Source organism: Tistrella mobilis KA081020-065, assembly GCF_000264455.2.
Lineage (GTDB): Bacteria > Pseudomonadota > Alphaproteobacteria > Tistrellales > Tistrellaceae > Tistrella > Tistrella mobilis.
In genome coordinates this window covers 542,175-565,536 of the sequence record NC_017957.2, presented here as the reverse complement: position 1 = coordinate 565,536, position 23,362 = coordinate 542,175, and the positions used below count along the sequence as shown (strand labels likewise).

Genomic DNA, 23,362 nt, shown 5'->3' with positions numbered 1-23,362 from the left:
CCGCGGCCGGCCCTCACCTCTGAGCCGGCCCTCACCTTTTAAAGGATCGGAAATGCCCGTGACGGGATTGCCGGAACCACCCCCCGCGGGCCGGACGATGCTGCCCGGCTGCTATGACGGACGTTGCGTCTTCATCACCGGCGGCGGTACCGGGCTCGGCCTGGCAATGGCTCTGGAATTCGCACGCGCAGGCGCCTCGATCGCCATCGCCAGCCGGAAAGCCGAACATCGCGCCGCCGGTCTGGCGGCACTCGAAGCGGCCGGATGCCGCGCAGCGACCGCCGTGGCGCTCGATGTCCGCGATGCCGATGCGGTCCGCCGCGCCTTCGACGCGGTAGAGGCTGCTCTGGGGCCGGTCGACGTTCTCGTGAACAACGCCGCCGGCAACTTTCCGGTCCGTGCGGAGGCCGTCAGTCCGCGCGGCTGGCAGGCGGTGATCGACATCGTGCTCACCGGCAGCTTCCTCTGCGCCCGGGAATTCGCCCGAAGGCGGATCGCCGCCGGAGCCGAAGGCGCCGTACTCAACATCCTGGCCACCTATATCGACCGGGGTGCACCGGGCCACGCCCATAGTGCCGCAGCCAAAGCCGGGGTCGCCAACCTGACCCGCACGCTTGCGGTGGAATGGGCGCCCGACGGCATCCGCGTGAACGCCATTGCTCCCGGTCTCTTCCCGCATGCGGATCACGCGCCGGCGATGCGGGAACGGCGTCCCGAAGGCTATGACGCTGAATGGAACAGGATACCGGCACTTCGGGTCGGCCGGGTCCGTGAACTCGGCTGGGCCGCAACCTATCTCTGTTCGCCCTATGCCGCCTATGTCACCGGTCACGTCTTCACGATCGACGGCGGTGACCGGTTGAACCGGTCGATCCGCCGCCCGGTCTTCGTGCCGGTCCGCGAGCAGCTGCCCGACCCCGATCAACCGGCCCGCCCGCAGGATGCGGCGATCCCCGGTGATGTGATACGCTCGTGATTAATATGCCAGACTTCGGAGTAACGAATGAAGCGTAAGCAGGCAAAGCCGCAATCCACCCCCGAACCCGTCGCTCCGCCGCCACCCGGTCTGACCGGACCGTCGGACTTCCGGATCGGCTTCTATGTACATGACGTTTCGCGGATGCGGCGGACCGTGTTTGATGCGGAAATGAAGCCTCTGGGGCTTACCCGATCGCAATGGTGGGTGCTCGCCCAGCTTTCCCGCAGCCTCTCTCACGGCCAGGACGGCATGCTCCAGACGGATCTCGCACGGATCCTGGACGTGGGCAAGGTAACGGTCGGAGGTCTGGTGGACCGGCTGGAAATCAGCGGATTCGTAAAGCGTCTGCCCGACGGCAGGGATCGCCGGGCGAAGCGCGTGATCATCACGGAGCGCGGCTACGGGATCCTCGAAACCATGACCTCGGTCGGCCGGCAGCTGAATACCAGGATCCTGAAGGATATTTCGCCCGAAGACATTGCCGTCGCCGAGGCGGTGCTGGCGCAGATGAAGGAAAATCTGCGTGAGCTGATCGACTCCGAAGGCGGCGGGCCCGCCGACGGTCCCGACTGAGGCCAAGGTCCTCGATTCAGGTCCGCCGGCTTCAGCACCGGGCTTGCGGTCATCGCGCCGAGGGGAAGCGGGGCTGACGCTTGTCGAGGAATGCCGAGACGCCTTCCTCGAAATCTGCCGTGGCGACGCTCTCCACGATCGCATCGCGCTCCCGCCCGAGCTGGGCATCCGGAGCAGCGGTCATGGCAGCATCCAGAAGTCGTTTGGTGCGGGCGACGGCGTCGCGCGGTGCCCCGGCCAGGGCCCTGGCCGCCGCCGTCACTTCTCCATCGAAATCACCGCCCGCGACGATCCGGTCGACGAGACCGAGCCTCAACGCTTCGGATGCCCCGACCGTCGCCGCGGTCAGTGTCAGACGTTTTGCGACCCGCCACCCCACCACACGCGGCAACAGCCAGGTCACGCCGCCATCGGGCGTCAGCCCGATGGCGCGATGGGCGAAGATCAGCTTCGCCGTCTCGTCGGCAATGACCAGATCGGCCGCAAGTACGAAGCCCAGCCCGGCCCCCGCCACCGGGCCCCGCAGCGCCGCCACGACCGGCCGGTCGATCCGGAGCAGCGCTTCGACCATATCCGCCGCAGCATCCAGCCGGGCGCGAAACTCCGCCTGCCGCCCGGCCACCGGCTCGGCGAGCGCGCGGCGGAAGCCCGCCACGTCGCCGCCGGCAGAGAAGACCCCGCCTGCACCTCCGAAGACGATGCAGCGCACCCGCTCGTCCGCCTGAGCATCCGTCAGGATTCGGGTAAGGGGTACCGTCATCTCGCGGGTGATGGAATTGCGGGCCTCCGGACGATCGAAGGTGATACGCAGGACGCCATCATCAAGTGACGAGGACAGCCCCTCAACAACGGTGGTCGGGCTCATGGACGGGTCCTTCCGTCAGATCGGATCCCAGCGGAACACGTCGGGAGAGGCGTCGACGGACACCAGGCTGCCTCGCATGGCCGGCAGCGCCGTTTCGATTGCCGTCTCGGGTGTCCAACCCTCCGCAGTATGCACGGTACGGATCGGGCGAGGCTGGCTGAACAGCATCAGCTCGTTGTTGCGCGCCCCGAAGATCTGGCCATTGATGTCCGCGGCCGCATCCGACATCAGGGCAACGGCCAGCGGTGCGATCTTGTCGGGCGTCATGCGGCGCACCACCTCCAGCCGCTTGCGATTGCGTTCGTCGTTCGGCGGGATGGTACCGACCATGCGGGTGAAGGCGAAGGGGGCGATGCAGTTCGAGCGCACGTTGAAGCGGCGCATGTCGAGGGCGATGATCTTCGACAGTCCGGCAACGCCCAGCTTGGCGGCGCCGTAATTCGCCTGGCCGATATTGCCGACCAGACCACTCGTCGACGTCATATGGACATAGCAGCCGCTCTGCTGATCCTTGAAGAAGGGTGCCGCGGCCCGCGAGACGTAGAAATAGCCGTCCAGGTCGACCCGGGCGACAATGTCCCAGTCTTCCTGGCTCATCTTGTGGAAGATGCGGTCACGCAGAATGCCGGCATTGTTCACCACGACATCGATCCGGCCGAACGTGTCAACCGCCCGCTGCACCATGGCCTGAGCGTCATCCCAGTCGGCGATGTTGCCGGTGTCGGCGATGGCCTCGCCGCCCGCCGCATTGATCTCGCCCGCCACGATACGCGCCGGCCCGGTGTCATTGCCATCGCCATGGGGGGAGCCGCCCAGATCGTTAACGACCACCCTGGCACCACGGCTGGCCGCCAGCTTGGCGATATACGATCCGATGCCACCGCCGGCACCGGTCACGAGCACGACCTTGCCCGCGAGAAGCGTATTGTCGGTCATTCCGATATATCCTTGATGGGAGGAAGGCCATCGCGGCGGCCTTCAGGGACGTATGTCAGCCCGTGATCACGGCATGGCCGCGATCCAGGACGACGACGTCGCGTTCCTTCGACCGGCAGCGGAAGCGCACCACGCCGCTCTCCTGGTCGAAGATTTCGGTGACGATGGTCTCGCCGGGGAAAACCGGCCGGCTGAACCGGACAAACATCGACGTCAGACGGGCGGGATCATTGCCGGCCCGTGCCCGGAGCAGCGCCCGCGTGGCGATACCCATGGTGCACAATCCGTGCAGGATCGGCCGGTCAAAGCCGGCGGCATACGCCGCTGCAGGATCGGCATGAATGGGGTTGTAGTCGCCGCTCAGCCGATAGATCAGCGCCTGTTGTGGCAGGGTCGGCAGGTCGACCACCGCATCGGGCAGGCCGTCGGGAAGAACGCCCGGGGTGGCCGGCGGCGTTCCGAAACCGCCCGATCCGCCATCCCCGCGCAGGAACAGCACACTGCGCACGGTGGCGACCAGATCGCCGGTGTCGTCGCGCAGGCGCTTGGCCTGATGAAGGATCGCGCCCTTGCCGGCCCCCTTATCCTCAAGCGCCTCGATCTCATATTCGCCATGAACGACCCCCGCCGCGGGAAGCGGCTTGTGGATCTCGAAACTCTGCTCGCCATGCAGGATGCGCAGCCAGTCGATCCCGAATTCCGGACGTTTCGCCCAGAAACCCGGATGGGCCAGGACGACGCAGAGGGAAGGGACCGCCTTCAGCCCGTCTTCATAGACAAAGGGCAGCTCCGCAGGATCGACGGGGTCCGATCCGAAGCCCAGGCCCAGGGCGTAGAGGATCGTATCCCTGAAATCGAAGCGGTGTTCGACCGGTGCGAAGCAGTGATCCTTCACCTTCGCCAGATGCATGCGACGACTCCCGTGAAACGGACCGCAGGGATCGCGGTACATGTGCATATTATACTAAAGCACACTATATGGACGAAACGCCGGTCAGACGACCAGCAACGCGCCTTCGGGCCAATAGTGCCGCCGCAGTTCGGCGCGAAGGATCTTACCGGCCTCGCTGCGCGGCAGCTCGGTCACGAAATCGATCGTCCTCGGGCACTTGACCGGGTTGAGCCGGGTGCGGCAGAACGAGATGACATCATGCGCCAGCCGGTCGTCGGCGACGGCCGCGGGGCGGCACACGACCACCGCCTTGACAGCCTCGCCGAAATCCGGATCGGGCACGCCCAGCACTGCAACATCGCCCACCGCCGGATGGTCGGCGAGCACCATTTCCACCTCGCGCGGATAGATGTTGACCCCGCCCGAAATGATCAGGTTCGACTGCCGGTCCGTGAGGTAGAGGTAGCCCTCTTCGTCGACATATCCCACATCTCCCAGGGTGTACCACCCCTTCGGATGAGTGCTGGCCGCGGTTTTTGCGGCCTCGCCGTGATATTCGAAACGGCGGCCGCTCGACATGTAGATCAGGCCCGGCACGCCGGCCGGGCATTCCTCGCCCTGCTCGTCGACGATGTGCAGTTCCGTACCGGGCGATGGCCGGCCCACGGACCCCGGATGCGCCAGCCATTCGGCTGAGGTGATGACGGTGGTCCCGACAGATTCGGTCCCGCCATACATCTCGTGGATGATCGGCCCGAACCAGTCGATCATCCGCCGCTTGGTCGGGATGGAAATCGGCGCCGCGATGTGGAGGACCATCCGCAGGCTGGAAAGCTCCGCCGCTGCCTTGACCTCGTCGGGCAGGGCCAGCAGGCGAACGAACATGGTCGGGACGAACAGGCCATGTGTGACCCCGTAGCGGCCGATCGCCCGAAGCACCGCCGCGGCATCGAACTTGCGGAACACGATGACGGTGCCGCCGGCGCGATGGGCATGCATCATGAACCGCAGCGGACCCGTGTGGTAGAGCGGCCCCGGATTGAGAAACACGATGTCGTCGCCAAAGCCGTAGGTGTCGATCATCAACCGGTGGCGTGGCGGCGCGACATGCGGCGAAACATCCTGAAGCGGATGCCGTATGCCTTTCGGCCGCCCCGTGGTGCCCGAGGAATAGAGCATCGACGCACCACGCGGCCGGTCCTCGACCGGCCGGTCGCTTTGCCCTGCGACCGCGGCTTCGTAAGAGGCGAAGCCCGGCGCCGTCCCGTCGATCATGAACGATCGCAATTCGGGGAAGTGTCGGATGGCCGCCACCGCCGTGTCGGCGACCGCCGCCGACGCGATGAAAACCCGGGCCCCGCAGTTTTCCAGAACATAGCGCAGGTCATCGACCGCCGACTGCCGGGCGATGCAGACATAATAAAGGCCCGCACTCTTGGCCGCCCAGACCAGTTCAGCGTAGCGGATGTGGTTCTCCAGGTAGAAGGCCACACAGTCACCGGGCTGCAATCCCAGATCGACGAACAGATTGGCGAGTCGGTTCGCTCTGTCGGTCAGTTCAGCAAAGCTCACCACCTCGCCGGTATCGGCCACGATCACCGCCGGCTGGTCCGGCCGCTGCCGGGCATGATGCCACGGGCTCGCAACGATGCCCCCGGGCACCGCCGCGCCGGATGTGGTCGGTTGCTCCATCTCTGCCTCCCCGGTGGATCGCGATTTCGCCGCGTCTGCGTCTTTTGTCCATATTTAATAATATTGCGTACCATACGCAAGCACATAATTATTGCGCGGCGGGTTGCTCTGCATCGACGCATATCGTACTGTTTATGATAATATGCTTGCATATCACATGCGGCAAAGACCGCGGATCAGGCGACCATCGGGGGGAAATGACGGATGAAGCGACTTCTGGCACCACTGGCGGCCATGGCCGTCCTGTCGGGCATAGGGCTGGCGGGTATGGGGCTGGCGGGTATCGGCCGGGCTCAGGCGGCGACCTACGATCCGGGCGCGAGCGACGACGAAATCCGGATCGGAATGACGGTCCCCCTCAGCGGGCCCGCCTCGGCTTACGGGATCGCCTGCGCCGCGACCCGGGCCTTTTTCGCCAGGACCAACCAGGACGGCGGCATCAACGGCCGCAAACTGACCCTGCTCTGCGAGGATGACGGTTTTTCGCCGCCGCGCGCGATCGAGCAGACCCGCAAGCTGGTCGAATCGGACAAAGTCCTGTTCCTGTACAATGCACTCGGCACCTCAGCCAATACCGCCGTGCGACCCTACCTTGCCGCGCGCAAAGTCCCCCAGGTTCTGATCAATTCCGGCGCATCTAAATGGCTGGCGCCTGCCGAGAACCCCTGGGTCACCACCGGATTGCCGCAGAACCGCACCGAAGCGGTGATCTTTGCCCGGCACATCCTGGAAACCATGCCGGATGCCAGGGTCGGTCTTCTGCAGCAGGCCGACGACTACGGCAAGGACTATGTCGAGGGGCTGCGCGAGGGCTTCGGACCGGAGGCAGAGAAGCGAATCGTCGCCATCGAAACCTTCGACCTCGCCTATCCGACGGTCGACACGCAGATCCTGAACCTGAAGGCACGCAACGTCGACGTCGTCATCGTCGCCGCACTGGCCAAACATGCTGCGCAGGCGATCCGCAAGATCGGCGACCTTCAGTGGCATCCGACGGTGTATCTCGGCTGGGCATCGACGAGCATCGACTACGTGCTCAAACCCGCGGGTCTCGATCATGCCAAAGGGGTCATCAGCACCGCGGTCGCCAAGCATCCCGATGATCCGCGCTGGAAAGACGATGCAGGCGTGGCGCGCTACCTGGATTTCATGAAAACCTGGTTCCCATCGGGAGAGGTTACGAGCCTGTCGAATGTGCTCGCCTATGCGACCACGGAAGTCCTGGTCGAGATCCTGCGCCGTGCCGGTGATGACCTGACACGGGCGAACATCCGGGACATTGCCCGCAACATCGATGTTCAGCCCGAGATGTATATCGACGGTGTCCGCTATACGGTGACGCCGCAGGATCTCGACCCGATCAAGACCTTTCAGATGATCCGTTTCGATGGCCTGCAGTGGCAGAGCTTCGGCGCGCCGATCTCGGCGTCGAGGTGACCCTGTCCGTCCGGCGCCAACGGCATATGTCGCAGGGAGGATCTGCCATGCCGAACGCTTCCGACACATCCATGACCATTCTCGACGTTCGAGAGCTTGTCGTTCGGTTTGGCGGCATCCTGGCCGTGGATTCGATCAGTTTCACTGCCGGAGCCGGCCGGATCCTGGGGCTGATCGGGCCGAACGGCGCCGGAAAGACCACGCTCTTCAACTGCCTGAGCCGGCTCTGCCAGCCCAGTTCAGGCGACATCCTGTTCCGCGGCAGATCCCTCTCGACCGTGCCACGCCACCGCATCGCCCGGGAGGGGATCGGCCGCACCTTCCAGAACGTCTCGCTCTTCGATCATCTCGACGTGCAGGACAATGTTCTGGTCGGCGGACATGTGGCGGGCCAGGCCGGCTTCCTTGCACATACATTGCGCATCCGACGGGTCGCCCGGGAGGAAGCGGAGCTGCGCGACCGGGCACGTGAGCTGATCGCGTTCATGGGACTTTCGGGAACGGAAGGCCGTCGGGTGACGGATCTTCCCTTTCCCCTGCGCAAACGTGTGGAACTCGCCCGCGCGCTCATGTCCCGGCCGCATCTCCTGCTCCTCGACGAGCCGGCCGCGGGCCTCAACCACGAGGAGGTCGACGTGCTGAAGGACCAGATCCGCGCCATCCGCGACCGGCTGGGCACGGCCATCCTGCTGGTCGAGCATCATATGAACCTGGTCATGTCGGTGTCCGACAAGGTGGTGGCCATGAATTTCGGCCGCAAGATCGCCGAGGGCCTGCCATCAGAGATTGCACGTGATCCTGAAGTGGTTCGCACCTATCTGGGGGCCGGCAGCTCATGACCATGCTCCTCGACGTCAGGGGTCTCAGAGCCTTTTATGGCAGTACCCAGGCCCTGTTCGGCATCGACCTGACCGTCGCCGCCGGGGGCATCACCACGATCATCGGTGCCAATGGCGCGGGCAAGACCACGACGCTGCGGGCGATCTGCGGAACGATCCGGACCATGGGCGAGGTTTTCCTGTCCGGGGTGCAGATCGATCGGCGCGCCACGGAAGACCGGATCCGCCAGGGGATCGGCCATGTTCCGGATGGCCGTGGCACCTTCACGGACCTCACGGTCGAGGAGAATCTCCGCCTCGGCGCGTGGATACGCCGGGATGCCGCCGGGATTGCGCGCGATCTCGACCGCGTCTTCGGCTATTTCCCGCGCCTGCGCGAACGTCGCGGACAGATGGCGGGCACGCTCAGCGGCGGTGAGCAACAGATGCTGGCCATCTCCCGCGCCCTGATGAGCGGCCCCCGGCTTCTGCTGCTCGACGAACCTTCTTTCGGGCTGGCGCCGCTGGTGGTCGCCGAGATCTTCGAGATCATGCGCCGGATCAACGAGGTGGAGGGCATCGCGCTTCTGCTGGTCGAGCAGAACGCCGCCCTGGCGCTCGAACTGGCAGACACTGCGGTATTGATCGAGAGCGGGCGAGTGGTCCTGTCGGGATCGGCCGCCCTGCTGCGGAACGACGACAGCGTCCGCCGCGCCTATCTGGGCAACTGAAGGACGACCGCCGATGGACCTCTTCCTCCAGCAGACCCTCGCCGGCATTTCCAATGGTGCCATCTACGCCGCGCTGGCCCTCGCCCTGGTCATGATCTTCAACACCACCGGTCATATCAATTTCGCCCAGGGCGAAATGGCGCTGCTCGGCACCTACATCGCCTGGACGCTGCTCGCAGCCGGGCTCCCCTACTGGCTCGCCTTCGTGATCACCGTGGTGGCCGCTTTCATCTTTGGCGTTTCGGTCGATCGACTGGTCATCCGACGCTTCCGCAATGCGCCACATCTGGCACTGGTCGTGGTGTTCGTCGGTCTGCTCCTGGCCTTCAACGCCACCGCAGGCTGGATCTGGGGGTTCACGATCAAGGACTTCCCCAGCCCGGTGAGTGGCCTCTCCACGGGCACCATCCTGATCGGTGCCCACAGCCTGTTCGCCATCCTCGTATCACTGGGTCTTCTGAGCCTGCTGTTCCTGTTCTTCCGCTTCACCCTCCTCGGCCTCGCGATGAGGGCCGCTGCCCGCAATCCCGCATCGGCCCGCCTGCTCGGCATACGGGTGGAGCGGATGCTTGCCCTCGGCTGGGGGCTCGCCAGCATCCTCGGGACGGTTGCAGGACTGCTGATCGCGCCTGTCACCTATCTGGAGCCCGGCATGATGATGAGTGTCCTGCTGTATGCATTCGCCTCCGCCATGCTCGGCGGCATGAACAGCCCCGGCGGCGCGGTCCTGGGCGGGCTGCTTTTCGGCGTTCTCGAAAACCTGGCCGGTACCTATCTGATCGGCAACGACCTGAAACTGAGTTTCGCACTGGCGGTGGTCGTCACGGTGCTGGTGATCCGTCCGAACGGGCTGTTCGGACGGCCTGACGTCAAACGGGTCTGACCGCCGGCCTGCATCTGCCGGTCTCCCGCCCCTGGATCACCCCTTCCGGAAAGCCATCCCCAATGCTCCGTCGCCCAGCCCCGTCTCCCAGGGCCCCATCTCCCAGGGCCGCGTCTCCCAGGGCCGCGTCCCGCCTGTACGCTGCCGCCGTTCTTGCAGCCATCGTGCTGCCCTGGTGCCTGGCCGGGTTTCAGATCTTTCAGGCGACCCAGATCCTGATCTATGCGATCGCGATACTGGGGCTCAACCTGTTGATCGGTTACAGCGGCCAGATCTCGCTCGGGCACGGCGCCTTCTATGCCATCGGCGCCTATGGCACGGCCATTCTCATGATGCAGGGCGCGTGGCCCTGGTGGGCAGCCATACCTGCCGCCGCGGCCATGGCGTTCGTCGCCGGCATGGTCCTTGGCCTGCCGGCTCTGCGCCTGGAGGGCCACTACCTGGCCCTCGCGACCTTTGCGCTCGCCATCGCCGTTCCTCAGTTGCTGAAGCATGAGACGCTGGAAAGCTGGACGGGGGGCGTGGCCGGCCTCTACGTCACCCGCCCCGAGCCGCCGGCATGGATCGATCCCGACCGCTGGATCTACTATCTGGCCCTCCTCGCCGCCGTGCTCGCGTTTCTGGCCACGCGCAACCTGCTTGCCGGCCGGATCGGCCGGGCCCTGACGGCCATTCGCGACAACCCCCTCGCCGCCGAAGCGATGGGAATAAACATCCACCTCTATAAATGTGCCGCCTTCGGCATCAGCGCCCTGTTGACCGGGCTGGCGGGCGGCGTCAGCGCGCTTGCCATCGAGTTCGTGGCCCCTGAGAGTTTCTCGGTATATCTGTCGGTCTTCCTTCTGGTCGGTCTTGTGGTGGGGGGCGTGGGCGCCATCCCGGGGGGCGTGCTGGGCGCCGCCTTCATCGTCCTCGCCCCCAATCTGGCAACACAGATCTCGACCGCCGCGACCGGTGTGATCTTCGGCGTATTTGTCGTGGTCTTCATGTATGCCCTGCCCGAAGGTTGCTGGGGGCTGATCACCCGAGGCTGGCGCCGCCTGGCCGGCCGCCACGGCGCCAGTCATCCCATCCCTTTGCCAGTGCCACCCGGAAAGCCGGCGCCGCTGCCGCGATCAGCGCCTCCGCGCGACGGTCGTGGGTGAGGCCGCGCAGATCCGCCAGGCCGTGATCCGTCACGACCACGTCGATATCGAACCGCCCGAGTGACACCGGCCCCTGGCCGGCACCGGGCGGCACAATCCGGCTGACGCGGCCGCCGGATGCCGCAGCCGGCAGCACGACCACCCGCAATCCGCCCGCCCACCTTGCCCCCCGGGCAAAGTCCGTCGCCCCGCCCGGCCCCGATACGAATCCCCCGCCGCGCATCTCGGCATATCCCTGGCCGAAAAGGTCGATCTCGTTGACCGCATTGACGGTCACCAGACCCTCGATCCCGGCAAGCACGCGGGGTGCGTGGGTATATGAAACCGGCCGGAAGCTGAAGACGGGATCCCCTGCCATATCGTAGAGCCGGCGTGTACCGATCGCCACGCCGGTGGTCACCGACCTGCCCGGCCGCAGGGCGCCGGCTTCCAGCAGGTCGATCACGGCGTCACCGACCAGACCTGAATGAATGGCCAGCCCGCGATGTCCGTGAAGCCCTGCGAGGGCGCCTTCCGGCGTTCGCCCAAGCCCGATCTGCAGGGTGGCGCCGTCCGGAACCAGGCCGGCCAGTCGGGCGGCGATGGCGCGGGTGGACTCGTCGCTGCCGGACCGAACCGCCGGCAGATCCCGGTCGTCTTCGATCAGGCAGGAGAAATCCGACAGCGGAATGCCGGCCGTCCCCAGGGTCCGTGGCAGACATGGGTTGATGACCCCGATCCGGACCGGAATCCGCTGCCAGAGATCGGGCAGGAAGTCGCAGACCGGCCCGAAGCTGCAGATGCCCCGGCTGTCGGGCGGCGCGACCATGAAACAGGCGGCATCGATCGTCAGCCCCTGCAGATGATCCGACAGGTCGGCGTAGCACAGGGGCAGCATGTCGGCCGCAGGCCCGGCCGCCTCCATCTCGGGCGTGGCAAAGAAGCCATGCAGTCGCCGCCCCCGCCAAGCAGGCGGGAGGCGGGATTCAGGCCGGGCACGAAGATACCGGTGAAGGTGGTGCCGGAAAGCCGGTCGGCCGCCATGGCAATCTCCGTCTCGACCACCGACGACCAAGCCGAACATCCCTGCACCCACACCAGCCCGCCCTGCGGCAGATGATCCGGTAGCTCACCGGGTTTCAGCATGCGGGGCATGGGTGCCTTCCTGTGTCAGAAGGCGACATTGCCGGCACCCTTGGTCTGCAGCATCTCCCGGGCCTCGTCGGGTGTCGCCACGTCCAGCGACAACTCGTCCAGGATGCGACGGATCTTCGCCACCTGCTCGGCATTGGAGGTGGCGAGCCGGCCCCTGGAAATGTACAGGCTGTCCTCCAGCCCGACCCGGACATTGGCCCCGAGGATCGCCCCCATGGTGACGAAGGGCATCTGATGGCGGCCGGCGGCCAGCACCGACAGGCGGTAATCCCTGCCGAACAGGCGATCCGCCGTCGCCTTCATATGCATCAGATTGGCATGATCGGCTCCGATACCACCCAGGATGCCGAAGATCGCCTGGACGAAGAATGGCGGCTGCACCAGGCCGCGGTCGACGAAATGAGCCAGATTGTAAAGATGGCCGACATCATAGCATTCATATTCGAAGCGGGTGCCGAGGGCGCCGAGTTCGGTCAGGCCGCGCTCGATCTGGGCGAAGGTGTTGGACAGGATGAAGTCGCGGGTCATCTCCAGATAGGGCCGTTCCCAGTCGTGGCGGAACTGCGGCACCCGCGCAGCCGCGCCCGAAATGTTGAAGTTGAGCGAACCCATATTGAGCGAGGCGATCTCCGGTGCGGCCCATTTCGCCGGCGCCAGCCTCTCATCCAGGCTCATCCCCAGCCCGCCGCCGGTGGTGATGTTGATGATCGCATCGCTCCGGTCGCGGATCGCCGGCAGGAAAGCCGCGAACAATGCCGGATCCTGGGACGGACGGCCATCGGCAGGGTTACGGGCATGCAGGTGGAGCACCGCGGCGCCCGCCTCCGCCGCGGCCACGGCCTGATCGGCGATGTCTTCCGCCGTCACCGGAAGATGCGGCGACATGCTGGGCGTGTGGATCGATCCGGTCACCGCGCAGCTGATGATAATCTTGTCCATAGCGGGCTCCGTCACTCGGAAATGTCATCGGATGAGAGGCCGCGATGGACCGCGGCGGCATGCCGTGCCAGCACCCGTTCGGCCTGGCGAAGATGCGGTATGTCGAGCATGCGGCCATCAAGTCCGATCGTCCCCGCATCGGGAGACGCAGCAAAGGCTTCGACGACACGGCGGGCATGGTGCACCGCGTCGTCCGATGGCGCGAAGCCGGCATTGATCACATCCACCTGGGCAGGATGGATGGCGATCCGGCCGTCGAAGCCTTCCGCCGCGGCGGCGCGGCAACTGGCAAGCAGGCCGTCCGCATCGCGGAAATCGGCATAGAGGGTGTCGATCGCCATGACACCAGCCGCCCTCGCCGCCAGAAGCGTGGCACTGCGGGCCATGCGGTAGGTGAAGGCCCAGCCGCCCGCGGGATCCAGATTGGTCGAGGCACCGACGGCCGTGCTCAGATCCTCTGCCCCCCAGGTCAGGCCGGCAAGGCGGGGGAGAGGCTGTCGGGCATAGTCGCCCAGCGCAAAGGGGGCTGCCGGCGTCTCGGTCGCGACCGGCAGGATCGATGTCGAACCCGCCTTCAATCCTGCGGCTGCTTCGAAAGCGTCCAGCCAGTGCGAGAGCCGGACGACGTCGCGGGGATGGTCCACCTTGGGCACCACGATCCCGTCGGGCGCACCCGGCATGACGGCGGCCAGATCATCGAGAGCCGCATCATCGAGCGGGTTGATCCGGACCCAGAGCCGGCTGCGCCGTGTCTCGCGCGGCCGCGCGGTCAGGACGTCTCGCAACAGCCCGCGAGCGATGGTCTTGCGGCCGGGGGCCACGGCATCTTCCAGATCCAGTATCAGCACATCTGCCGCGCTGTCGGCGGATCGGGCAATTTTGCGGTCGCTGTCGGCGGGGACGAATAACCAGGAACGGAGCCCGATCATGCTGTCTTCTCCGGCCGTTTGCGCTGAAGACCCGAGCGCTTGCAGCTGGCCACCAGATCTCCGCGCTGGTTATAGGCGCGATGCAGGAAGGTCACGATACCGGCGTCTGGCCGCGAGCGGCTGTCACGCAGATCGATGACCTCCGTCTCCACCCGAAGGGTATCACCGTGGAAGACGGGCTTCGGGAAACGTACCTCGTCCCAACCAAGATTGGCGATGGCCGTCCCTAGCGTCGTGTCTCCCACTGAAATACCAACCATCAGCCCGAGAGTGAAAGCAGAATTAACCAGCCTTGATCCAAATTCCGTTTCCTGGGCGCAGTATTCTTCGTCCAAATGAAGCCGCGCGGGATTATGGGTCAATGCCGAAAAGAACACATTGTCTGCTTCGGTCACGGTCCTCCGGATGTCATGTTGAAATGTCTGTCCAACCTGCATGTCGTCAAAATACAATCCTGACATTGCCTTCTCCGCTGATGTATGACACCGGATATATGGTACACTAGATTATCATATATGAGCATTCTAATTTTTTGAAACCCGCCGCCACCCGCACATGGCTGGCTGCGGGACGGGACAACCGCAGTATGACACCTGAAAAAGCGAAACGGCGCCGTGCCGCCCGTCCCGCCTCACCGCCCGTAAACTCGCCCCCCTCCACCGCCGGATAGAGCGGCAGCGATTTCACGTCCGCGAAGGCCAGGATCAGATAGGACCGGGTCGGGACTTTGACCGCGAAGACGAAGCCGGGCACACGGTCAAAGAGGCAGCCAGACTGAAGAGATGCGTCTCGAAGGCGCGGATGGTCGCAGGGATGGCCGCCGCCACCCGGGGGCCGTGGGTTGCGCGGATCTCCGCACGCAGGGTGCTGCGGGCCGCGGCGTCGTCGATCAGGGCCAGCACCCGCCCGCCCCGGGCATCGACACCGTCGACGGCCAGCCCCTGCGGCCCAAGGCAGGCAAGGATGGAGGCCGTGGTCCGCGAACAGGCCTGACGGCCGCCCATGGTGACCACCGGCACGCCCTGCGACAGCAGATCCAGCGTCACCACCCCGCCCGAATAGGGCCAGCTGTCCACGGCGAGGTCGAGCGAACGCAGGCTGTGGATATAGGCATCGCCGGAACTGCGCCCCTGGATCTCGATGCGATCGGGCGCGAGGCGGTGGCGGCTCCGCCAGCGATCGAGCCGGCACCTGACGGCCGGATCGGCAAAAAGCTCGTCTTTCAGCACCAGCACCGCGGATGGCCGCGCGGTCAGTATCCCGGCCAGATGATCCAGAAACATGTCGGGCAGCTTTTCCCCGCGGGCGAAACAACCGATCCGCACGGGTCCGCCTGCCTCTCGCGGATCCCCCGCAGGCGGCGATGCAAGCGGCCATCCAAGCGTCGGACAGGGCACGTCGAGGGTGGCGGCCCCGATCGCCGGTCGCTCGGCCGCCGGCAGCAGCACCGGGTCGGTCACCAGCCCGTCCATCACCGGCAGGCCGGTGCCCGGCAGATAGCCCCAGGCCTGGATCTGCAGCGCGGCAGGCCTGCGGGCGAAGATCCCGATCCGGTTGCCGCCGACATGGCCGTCCAGATCGACCAGGATGTCGATGCCGTCGGCGCGGATGCGGTCGGCCGCCGCCGCATCGTCCAGCCCGGCCAGCCCGCACCAGCCGTCGACCGCAAGCCGCAGCCGCAGCAGGCCCGGATCGACCGGCGCCGGCCGGGTGGGATAGCAGGTGATGCGGAAGCGGCTGCGATCATGGCCCATGATCATCGGCAGCACCACGCGCGCCGCGGCATGGCTGGCGAAACAGCCGCCGACATAGCCGATATGCAGCCGGCCGTCGGCGGCCCGCGGCCGCGGCGCCGGCCGGGGCGGAAAATCCCGCCCGGCGAAGACGGCCGCCTGCCGCCGGGCCAGCCCGGCCGTGGTCATGGCCGGGTCGCAACTGGCGGCGTAGAGGATGTTGCCGGCCAGCCGCCAGTCGGTCGGATCGAGCCGCAGGCCCTGGTCCCAGGCCGCCACCGCGCCGTCGATATCGGTCAGCAGCAGGCGGGCATTGCCGGCGATGCGCCAGAGATCGGGCGTCATCGCCGATGCCGCCGCCATATGGGCCGCGGCCTCGGTGGGGCGGCGGCGGCGGATGGCCTCATCGCCGGCCAGCGCCCGCAACCCCGGATGAGCCGGGTGGTCCACAAGCCCGGCTGTGACCAGCTCTGCCGCCTCGTCGAAGCGTCGGAGCCAGAGCAGGACGCGCACCAGCGCCTCCCGCACGAGGGGCGCCGGGTCGAGCGCCAGGGCACGGCGCAGCAGTTCGGCCCCCTCTTCCAGCCCGCCGGCCAGCGCGCGGCGGCGGCCTTCGGCCATCAGCGCGGCGGCCCCGGTCAACATGCGGCCGGCGCCTGGTCGATCAGCGCCGGCAGTGTCCGGCTCACCTCGTCCAGCCGGCCCAACCCCTCGGGCAGAGAGAGGGTCAGCACGGGCATATGGCGCGCCAGATCCAGCAACGCGGTCGAAAACGCCGCCGTCCGATCATAGAGGGGCAGTGTCGCGGCCCCGCCGGTGATCTGCCCACGGATCGCCGGCACCGCCGCCAGGGCGGCAAGCCGGCCCGACCGGGCCGGGCCATCGCCTCTGTCGCCCAGCAGAAGCAGCGCCGCCACCGGAACCGGATCGGGCAACGGGTCGGCAGCGGGCGTCACCAGGATCTTGCCATCCGGCGCGACCGGCCCCGTCAGGCCGAAATGCCCGGCGGCATCGGCCATCAGGCGCAGCCGCGGCAGAACCGGTGCCGCCACCACCCGGCCACCGGTGACCATGGGCGAAACCATGTCGTCGGCGATCACCTGCCCGCCGGCCCCGACGAGTGCTGCGGCAAGGGTCGATTTCCCGCGGCCGCTGGCGCCCGCGATCAGGATCGCCTGCCCCGCCATCACCACGGCGGCGGCGTGCAGCGGCAGCCGGCCGCGGAGCAGCAGGGCGGCGGCAAGGCCCGAGGTGGCGGCGGTCATCCAGGCCTGGTCCCGCAACACCGGATCGGGCGCATAGACGTTCAGCCGGTCCGGGCGCGTCATCCACACCGCCCGGCCGTCGGGCTCGTGGATCATCCAGAGCCCGCGCGCCCCGTTCCAGCGGCGGATGCACCAGTTCGGCCCGGACGCATCTCCGTCGCTCCCGATCTCGGGTGGATCGGCCGCATCGGCGATGACGAGGTCGGCGGTGGCCGGATCAGCGATAACCGCTTCGGGCCGGGCCGGGCCGGCCGGCAATGGGCGGTCGGATGCGATCACCAGCCCGGCGGCGGTGTGGAACCAGGCCATGCGGGGCCGGCTCAGCCGGCGACGTCCACCAACCCGTCGCCGATCAGCCCTTCGAGGAAGGGGGTGACGTCGGCCAGGCAGGTTTCGGAATCGACGGCATAGATCCCGGTCAGCTGCCGGCAGAGATCGCCCAGCGACACCGGCTCGGCGATCAGCGCCGCAATCCGGCTGCCGGTGCTGCCCAGCGCCGAATAGGCCCCGCTTTCGGCATCGAGCAGCACCGTCTCGCCATCCATCTCGGCAGTCAGGATGCCGGGGCGGATGCGAACCAGGGTTTCGGGCGAAAGAACCGAAGAGGCGGGCGCGGGCTGGGTCATAACGGCCTCGTTCAACACATAGGCTCAGGATGGCGAGCAGCCCATATCGGCACCGCTGCTGGTGAACGAGGTCTCCGCCTCCAGCATGCTGTGCCGGCTGGCGACCGGCGCCACCCAGTCGAGCCTGTCCATGGCACCCGCCTCTGCCGGTGCCGCCGCAAGGGATTCAGCAACCATCTGCATCATGCACGTCAGCCTGCTCATCCGCACACCACAGGTCGGCGGGGGGGGGGGGGGCCAACACTCGAATGCGTGGCCCGCCACACGGGGAACGGGCACCACGGGGCAAATATAGCGCTGCCCCGCGTCTTATCGCCAGAGTAATCAAGGGCAACCCCAAGGCCGACGGCTCCGTTCAACTCTTGCGCCAGGCGACGCAGGTCCAGTCGACCCGGTCGAGCGGCGTGGTGATGCCGCGGACATGCCGGAACATGTCGGTGGCGATCCGGCAGCCCTGCACCGCGCCGTAATCGTCGATGATGATCCAGCCGCCCGGCGCCACGCGGTCGTATAGTGCTTCCAGGGCGGCGCAGGTGGAGGTGAAGAGATCGCCATCCAGGCGCAGCAGAGCGAGCGGCCCGGTATCCAGCCCGGGCAGCGTCTCTTCGAACAGCCCCTCGACGAAGCGGACCCGATCGTCGAGCAGATCGAAGCGGCGGAAGGCGTCTTCGACCAGCGGCCGCGAGATCGCGAGCAGGTCGTTCTGTTGGAACAGGGTGTCGCCGGCATCGATGGCATGCGACGGCGCCGGCACGCCGGCAAAGCTGTCGGCCAGCCAGACCCGGCGATCGGCCATGGCATGCACCGCCAGATAGCCGCGCATGAAGATGCCGCACCCGCCCCGCCAGACCCCGGTTTCGATCAGATCCCCCGGCACGCCCTCGGTGCGGATGTCATCCAGGCAGGCTTCCAGATGATCCAGCCGCTGCCGGCCGGTCATGGTATAGGCAAGCCCCAGGCCCGGGCGATCGGCCGCCGTCCAGCGCCCGTCATCCCGCCGCGCGGCCGCCGCCGCGAAAGTCTCCGCCTCGGTGAAGCGGATGTCGCGCAGATGATACGGGTCGGGGTCGGTCCCGGCCACATGGCAGGCCGCGACATGGGCAAGGCGCAGCTCCGCCTCAAGCCCGGTCTGGTTGAGCAGCACCTGCTTCAGCAGATCCAGATACAGCCGGGTCGGGCTCATCAGGCCGGGTCGTCGCGACGGCGGAGATAGCCGCCAGGGTTGAGCGTCATCATGAAGCGCTCGCAGGCCGGGTCCACTTCGAATTCCGGATGCCGGGGCAGGAAGAAGGCGATCGCCTCGCTCGGCCCCGGCCCGTAATCGGGCCAGTTGGGCCGGCCGTTGACATGGCCGTCCTCGACGATCAGATAGCCGCCCGGCCGGACCAGCCCGGCATAGGCTTCCAGCTCCGCCAGCACATGCAGCAGCCGGTGGTCGCTGTCCAGGATCACCATCACCTCGGCATCGGGGCCGAGGGACGCGGCGCGGTCATGGACCGCCTGCACCATCTCGGGCGCCGTCGAACTGCCGGCGAGGAAGGTGATGCGCGGGTGAACCGGCAGCACCGCCCGCCGCTCGTCATTGCGGACATCGATGCTGATCACCTCCCCCACGCCGATCAGATCGCAGACCGACGCCAGGAACAGCGCACTGCCGCCCTTGAAACTGCCGGTCTCCACGATCAGCGCCGGCCGGCGGCGGCAGATCAGCTCCTGATACATGATCAGGTCGGTGGGATATTTGATCGTCTCATGGCCCAGCCAGGACAGGTTGTAGGTGCCCCGGCCGGCCATGAAGCCGTCGAAACTGGCGCGCATGAACTGCACGGTCGCGTCATTGCGATCGGTCATGACCGTGGTGTTCCCGAGTTCCTCGCAGGGACGCCAGACTTTAAGACGGCAGGCCGCTCTTTAATCAGGAACCCCCGGAAAAATCTGCGCTCCCGGTGGGAGCGGACTCCGCGACGGTCAGATTCCGCGTCCGTGCCACCGGCTTCACCCAGATCTCGCGGTCCTCGGCGGACACATCCTCAACGTCGGAAACGATCGTGCGGTCAGACATCTTCGCAGTCTCCCTGCCAAGGGGGGGGAAGCCGGCACAGACAGACCGGCGGGCAGCCCGGTTCAGGCTGCCCGCTTCTTCATACCAAAAGACGGCATGAAGCACACGATTGTATATGTTTGATTCTGCCCGACCGCCACGCGCCGACCGGCGGTGCCGTCGTCAGGAAGGCGAGCCGTCACCGCCCGTAAACCGCCCCCTCCACCGCCAGATAAAGCGGCAGCGATTTCACATCCGCAAAAGGCAGGATCTGGGTCGCATAGACCCCCGCGAGGCCGGTCTTCGGGTCGATCCAGTAATAGCTGTTGGCGAGCCCCGCCCAGGCGAGGGAGCCGGCAGGGCGGCCGGTGGGGGCGTCGTCCTCGTTGATCATGAAGCTGAGCCCCCAGCTCTTGGGCAGGCCGGGGAAGAACTCGGCATCATTGGTCAGGTCGTGGAGCACGGCCTTGAGCGGGCGGACGCGGAGATCGCCCATGGCGTTGCGGCTCATCTGCGCGACGGTTTCGGGCTTCAGAACCTGACCCCCGCCATCGGCGCGGCCCTGGTTCAGGAACAGGCGGCAGAAGCGCAGATAGTCGCGCACCGTGCCGTAAAGCCCGCCGCCGCCCATTTCGAATTCCGGCTCCTGCGGGATTTCGAGGTCGGTGGCGGTCAGCCCGCCATCGGCGCCGCGGGCATGGATCGGCGCCAGCCGGGCGCGCATGTCGTCGCGGATGCGGAAGGCGGTATCGGTCATGCCCAGCGGCCCCAGCACCTCTTCGGCCAGATATGCGCCCAGCCGGCGGCCGGTCACCGCCTCGACCATGCGACCGGCGAAATCGATGCCGACGCCATAATCCCAATGCGTGCCCGGATCTGCCATCAGCGGCACGTCGAGCGCCGCCAGCTGGCAGCTGACCACCGGCGGCAGACCCATCACCTCCTGGCAGCGCACCACATCGGCGTTCCAGAAGTCGTAGGAAAAGCCGGAGGTGTGGGTCAGCAGATGGCGGAGCGTGATCGGGCGCTGCGGGGCGCGAAGCCGGGGATTGCCGGCTTCGTCGAACCCGTCCAGCACCTGGACCCGGCCGAGTTCGGGCAGGACATCGGCGGCGGGGCCGTCGAGCGACAGCGCCCCGCGTTCCACCTGCTGCATGGCGGCGGTGCCGGTGACCGCCTTGGTCATCGAGGCGATCCAGACCACGGTGTCGGGCGTCATCGCCTGGTCACCGCCCGCGGTGCGGCTGCCGGCCGCCGCCTCGAAAATCTGGCCGTCGGCATCGCCGATCGCCACCGCCACACCCGGCACATCGCCGGCCGCGGCCGCCTGGTCCAGCAGGGCCTGCACCCTGGGGCCGAATTCCTGCGCGTTCACGCTCATCAGACGTTCCTCCGGTGATCCCGGCCGTGTTGCCCGGCCGTTGTCAGGGCAAAGTCTAGCACGCTGCATAACGCAACATGGAGCGCTGGTTTTGCGTCAGAGCCGCCGGGCGGCCAGCCAGCTGAACAGGGCCATGAGACCCGCGGTCGCAAGGCAGAGGCCAAGCCCGCCCAGCTGATAGCTCACCCCCGACAACAGGGTGCCAATCAGCCGGCCGGCGGCATTGGCCATGTAATAGAAGCCGACATCGCGGGTGATCCGCCGGGCATCGCCGAAGGCCAGGATCAGATAGGAATGGACCGAGGAATTGATCGCGAAGACGAAGCCGAAGACCAGCAGGCCGGCAACCAGCAGCAGGGTGAGCCAGGGCGCCGGATCCCCCGCCAGCCAGACCATGGCGGCGAGGACGAGCGGGACCGGCACCAGCAGCCCCGCCCAGACGACCGCCTTGCGCACGATTTCCCGCTCCAGCCGGCCGGCGGCCTTCAGGATGCGCGGCGCCAGCGCCTGAACCAGGCCATAGGCGATGATCCAGACCGCCATGAAGCCGCCGACGATGAAGAATGCCTCGCGCCGCCCCTCGGCCGTGCCGTCCGACAGCACGGCCTGGAAATAGACGGGGATGCCGACCACGAACCAGACATCGCGGGCGCCGAACAGGAACATCCGCGCCAGCGACAGCCGGTTGATCCGCGCATCCTTCGACCGCCAGCCGGACCAGCTTTCGGATGCCTTGATCCGCCCCGGCAGCCCTGCGGGCAGGAACAGGATCACGGCCGCCAGGATCACCGCCAGAACCGCCGCCATGGCCCAGAGGGCGGCCTCGAAACCCGCCAGCGCCAGCAGGGCGGCACCCAGGAAGAAGCCCAGCCCCTTGACCGCGTTCTTCGAGCCCGTCAGCAGCGCCACCCAGCGGAACAGCCCGCCATCGGCGGCCGGCGCCAGCAGCTTGACCGCCGATTTGGACGACATCTTGGCGAGATCCTTGGCGACACCCGATGCGCCCTGCACCGCCATGACGAACGCGACCGAGGCCGCCAGGCTCCAGCCCGGATCGAGCCGGGTGAGGGCAAGAAGCGCCGCGATCTGCAGGCCCAGCCCGCCATAGAGCGTCGCCGCCAGCCCGAACCGCGCCGCCAGCCAGCCGGCGGCCAGATTGGTGGCGATACCCGCCAGTTCATAGAGCAGGAACAGCCAGGCGAGCTGGACCGGCGTGAAGCCCAGCGCGTTGAAATGCAGCAGCACCAGCATGCGCAGCGCGCCATCGGACAGCATGAAGGCCCAATAGGCGGCGGTGACGGCGGCATAGGCGCGCAAGGGGTTGGCGGGGGCGGCCTGTCTCAGCATGCCGATGCCACCATGCGCACGATGTCTGCCAGACGACAGGCATAGGCCCATTCATTGTCGTACCAGGCATAGATCTTCACCTGCGTGCCGCCGACAACCAGGGTCGAGGGGGCATCGACGATCGCCGAGCGCGGATCGTTGACGAAATCCGCCGAGACCAGCGGCCGGGTCTCGTAGCCCAGGATGCCGGTCAGCGGTCCGGCAGCGGCCGCCTCGAACAGCGCGTTCACCTCGGCCACGCTCGTCTGCCGCGCCACCTCGAACACGCAGTCGGTGATCGAGGCGTTGAGCAGCGGCACCCGCACCGCATGACCGTCGAGCCGCCCGGCAAGTTCGGGGTAGATCAGCCCGATGGCGGTGGCGCTGCCGGTCGTGGTCGGGATCAGGTTCATGAGCGCCGATCGCGCCCGGCGCATATCCTTTGCCGGACGGTCGACCATGGTCTGGGTGTTGGTGACGTCGTGAATGGTGGTGATGGAGCCATGGCGGATGCCGATGCCCTCGTGGATCACCTTCACCACCGGCGCCAGACAGTTGGTGGTGCAGGACGCGGCCGTCACCAGGCGGTGCACGGCCGGGTCATAAAGCCCGTGATTGACCCCGTAGACCAGGTTGAGCGCGCCGCCATCCTTCACCGGCGCGCTGACCACCACCGTCTTCACGCCTGCGGCATGATAGGGTGCCAGTGCCGCGGCAGTCTTGAACACGCCGGTGCAGTCGATCACCAGATCGATCCCGTCGAGCGGCAGGGCCGCGATGGTCTTCTCGTGGGTGAGGCGGACCCGGTGGCCGCCCAGGATCAGGGCGCCGTCCGCCGCCTGCACCGGCGTCGGCCAGCGGCCGTGGACGCTGTCGAATTCCATCAGCAGCGCATGCTGTGCGGCATCGCCCGCGGCATCGTTCAGAAGCATGATGTCGCCGCCGGCGCCGGTATCGATCAGCCGGCGCAGGACCAGCTTGCCGATCCGGCCGAGGCCGTTGAGCGCGATGCGGGGGCGGGTGCCAGGGGAGGACAT

The 23,362-nt window shown here is 67.0% G+C and carries 24 protein-coding genes and 1 pseudogene; 7 read left to right on the top strand and 18 right to left on the bottom strand.

Annotated elements, in window-relative coordinates; translation table 11 throughout:
• Positions 1 to 52 precede the first annotated feature (52 nt).
• Together TMO_RS20350 and TMO_RS20345 are read left to right on the top strand one after the other, a co-directional pair.
• Positions 53 to 976: an SDR family oxidoreductase gene (locus TMO_RS20350; protein ID WP_051045555.1), complete on the top strand. Its 924-nt coding sequence runs from the start codon at positions 53 to 55 to the stop codon at positions 974 to 976.
• Between the two features lie 144 nt (positions 977 to 1,120).
• The gene (locus TMO_RS20345) at positions 1,121 to 1,552 is read left to right on the top strand and encodes a MarR family winged helix-turn-helix transcriptional regulator (protein ID WP_228382340.1); all 432 of its coding nucleotides are present in this window, start codon (positions 1,121 to 1,123) and stop codon (positions 1,550 to 1,552) included.
• A gap of 49 nt (positions 1,553 to 1,601) precedes the next feature.
• On the opposite strand, the gene TMO_RS20340 is transcribed toward TMO_RS20345, so the two are convergent.
• From TMO_RS20340 to TMO_RS20325, 4 genes are all read right to left on the bottom strand, one after another.
• Entirely contained in the window at positions 1,602 to 2,417 is an 816-nt protein-coding gene (locus tag TMO_RS20340) for an enoyl-CoA hydratase/isomerase family protein (RefSeq protein ID WP_014747583.1), read from the bottom strand.
• Positions 2,418 to 2,432: 15 nt separating this feature from the next.
• Complete coding sequence (locus TMO_RS20335) at positions 2,433 to 3,353, bottom strand: SDR family NAD(P)-dependent oxidoreductase (RefSeq protein WP_014747582.1); 921 nt, start codon at positions 3,351 to 3,353, stop codon at positions 2,433 to 2,435.
• Positions 3,354 to 3,408: 55 nt separating this feature from the next.
• Positions 3,409 to 4,263 (bottom strand): MaoC/PaaZ C-terminal domain-containing protein, encoded by an 855-nt coding sequence (locus tag TMO_RS20330; protein ID WP_014747581.1) that lies wholly within the window; start codon positions 4,261 to 4,263, stop codon positions 3,409 to 3,411.
• An 84-nt stretch (positions 4,264 to 4,347) separates the two neighbouring features.
• Positions 4,348 to 5,937, bottom strand: coding sequence for an AMP-binding protein (locus TMO_RS20325; RefSeq protein ID WP_014747580.1), 1,590 nt, complete (start codon positions 5,935 to 5,937; stop codon positions 4,348 to 4,350).
• A 204-nt stretch (positions 5,938 to 6,141) separates the two neighbouring features.
• Here TMO_RS20325 and TMO_RS20320 point away from each other — a divergent pair, with 204 nt between their 5' ends.
• The 5 genes from TMO_RS20320 (at position 6,142) to TMO_RS20300 (ending at position 10,951) form a co-directional block, all read left to right on the top strand.
• Positions 6,142 to 7,374 (top strand): ABC transporter substrate-binding protein, encoded by a 1,233-nt coding sequence (locus TMO_RS20320; protein WP_014747579.1) that lies wholly within the window; start codon positions 6,142 to 6,144, stop codon positions 7,372 to 7,374.
• A gap of 47 nt (positions 7,375 to 7,421) precedes the next feature.
• Positions 7,422 to 8,213 carry an ABC transporter ATP-binding protein gene (locus TMO_RS20315; protein ID WP_014747578.1) on the top strand — a complete coding sequence of 264 codons (792 nt, stop codon included), beginning with the start codon at positions 7,422 to 7,424 and terminating at the stop codon, positions 8,211 to 8,213.
• The gene (locus TMO_RS20310; protein WP_014747577.1) at positions 8,210 to 8,923 is read left to right on the top strand and encodes an ABC transporter ATP-binding protein; all 714 of its coding nucleotides are present in this window, start codon (positions 8,210 to 8,212) and stop codon (positions 8,921 to 8,923) included. The genes TMO_RS20315 and TMO_RS20310 overlap by 4 nt, the downstream gene beginning before the upstream one ends.
• Before the next feature lie 13 nt (positions 8,924 to 8,936).
• The gene (locus TMO_RS20305) at positions 8,937 to 9,806 is read left to right on the top strand and encodes a branched-chain amino acid ABC transporter permease (RefSeq protein ID WP_014747576.1); all 870 of its coding nucleotides are present in this window, start codon (positions 8,937 to 8,939) and stop codon (positions 9,804 to 9,806) included.
• 164 nt (positions 9,807 to 9,970) lie between these two features.
• Positions 9,971 to 10,951: a branched-chain amino acid ABC transporter permease gene (locus tag TMO_RS20300; protein WP_014747575.1), complete on the top strand. Its 981-nt coding sequence runs from the start codon at positions 9,971 to 9,973 to the stop codon at positions 10,949 to 10,951.
• Here TMO_RS20300 and TMO_RS32660 read toward each other — a convergent pair.
• The 14 genes and pseudogenes from TMO_RS32660 to TMO_RS20240 form a co-directional block, all read right to left on the bottom strand.
• Positions 10,941 to 11,309, bottom strand: a pseudogene (locus TMO_RS32660) (acetyl-CoA hydrolase/transferase C-terminal domain-containing protein); the annotation flags it as partial. The gene TMO_RS20300 and the pseudogene TMO_RS32660 sit on opposite strands and share 11 nt — an antisense overlap.
• Before the next feature lie 791 nt (positions 11,310 to 12,100).
• Positions 12,101 to 13,024, bottom strand: coding sequence for a 3-keto-5-aminohexanoate cleavage protein (locus TMO_RS20290; protein ID WP_014747574.1), 924 nt, complete (start codon positions 13,022 to 13,024; stop codon positions 12,101 to 12,103).
• Positions 13,025 to 13,035: 11 nt separating this feature from the next.
• Complete coding sequence (locus tag TMO_RS20285) at positions 13,036 to 13,953, bottom strand: HpcH/HpaI aldolase/citrate lyase family protein (protein WP_014747573.1); 918 nt, start codon at positions 13,951 to 13,953, stop codon at positions 13,036 to 13,038.
• Positions 13,950 to 14,414, bottom strand: a complete 465-nt coding sequence (locus tag TMO_RS20280) for a MaoC family dehydratase (protein WP_041606933.1) — start codon at positions 14,412 to 14,414, stop codon at positions 13,950 to 13,952. The genes TMO_RS20285 and TMO_RS20280 overlap by 4 nt, the downstream gene beginning before the upstream one ends.
• A gap of 243 nt (positions 14,415 to 14,657) precedes the next feature.
• Positions 14,658 to 16,331: an O-linked N-acetylglucosamine transferase gene (locus TMO_RS20275; RefSeq protein WP_014747570.1), complete on the bottom strand. Its 1,674-nt coding sequence runs from the start codon at positions 16,329 to 16,331 to the stop codon at positions 14,658 to 14,660.
• A complete protein-coding gene (locus tag TMO_RS20270) occupies positions 16,325 to 17,260 on the bottom strand; it encodes a hypothetical protein (protein WP_014747569.1) in 936 nt (311 codons plus the stop codon). Before TMO_RS20270 ends, TMO_RS20275 begins: the two co-directional genes overlap by 7 nt.
• Positions 17,261 to 17,271: 11 nt before the next feature.
• Positions 17,272 to 17,577, bottom strand: coding sequence for a PqqD family protein (locus TMO_RS20265; protein WP_014747568.1), 306 nt, complete (start codon positions 17,575 to 17,577; stop codon positions 17,272 to 17,274).
• Positions 17,578 to 17,601: 24 nt separating this feature from the next.
• Complete coding sequence (locus TMO_RS31795) at positions 17,602 to 17,754, bottom strand: hypothetical protein (protein ID WP_187297847.1); 153 nt, start codon at positions 17,752 to 17,754, stop codon at positions 17,602 to 17,604.
• A 178-nt stretch (positions 17,755 to 17,932) separates the two neighbouring features.
• Complete coding sequence (locus TMO_RS20260; RefSeq protein ID WP_014747567.1) at positions 17,933 to 18,760, bottom strand: TylF/MycF family methyltransferase; 828 nt, start codon at positions 18,758 to 18,760, stop codon at positions 17,933 to 17,935.
• Positions 18,760 to 19,428 (bottom strand): cephalosporin hydroxylase family protein, encoded by a 669-nt coding sequence (locus TMO_RS20255; protein ID WP_014747566.1) that lies wholly within the window; start codon positions 19,426 to 19,428, stop codon positions 18,760 to 18,762. Before TMO_RS20255 ends, TMO_RS20260 begins: the two co-directional genes overlap by 1 nt.
• 64 nt (positions 19,429 to 19,492) lie before the next feature.
• Positions 19,493 to 19,639, bottom strand: coding sequence for a hypothetical protein (locus TMO_RS31790; protein WP_187297846.1), 147 nt, complete (start codon positions 19,637 to 19,639; stop codon positions 19,493 to 19,495).
• 178 nt (positions 19,640 to 19,817) lie between these two features.
• On the bottom strand, positions 19,818 to 20,999 hold the full coding sequence (locus TMO_RS20250; RefSeq protein ID WP_014747565.1) for a serine hydrolase domain-containing protein: 1,182 nt from the start codon (positions 20,997 to 20,999) through the stop codon (positions 19,818 to 19,820).
• Positions 21,000 to 21,095: 96 nt separating this feature from the next.
• Positions 21,096 to 22,346, bottom strand: a complete 1,251-nt coding sequence (gene arsJ / locus TMO_RS20245; protein ID WP_014747564.1) for an organoarsenical effux MFS transporter ArsJ — start codon at positions 22,344 to 22,346, stop codon at positions 21,096 to 21,098.
• Positions 22,340 to 23,362, bottom strand: a complete 1,023-nt coding sequence (locus TMO_RS20240) for an ArsJ-associated glyceraldehyde-3-phosphate dehydrogenase (RefSeq protein WP_014747563.1) — start codon at positions 23,360 to 23,362, stop codon at positions 22,340 to 22,342. The genes arsJ and TMO_RS20240 overlap by 7 nt, the downstream gene beginning before the upstream one ends.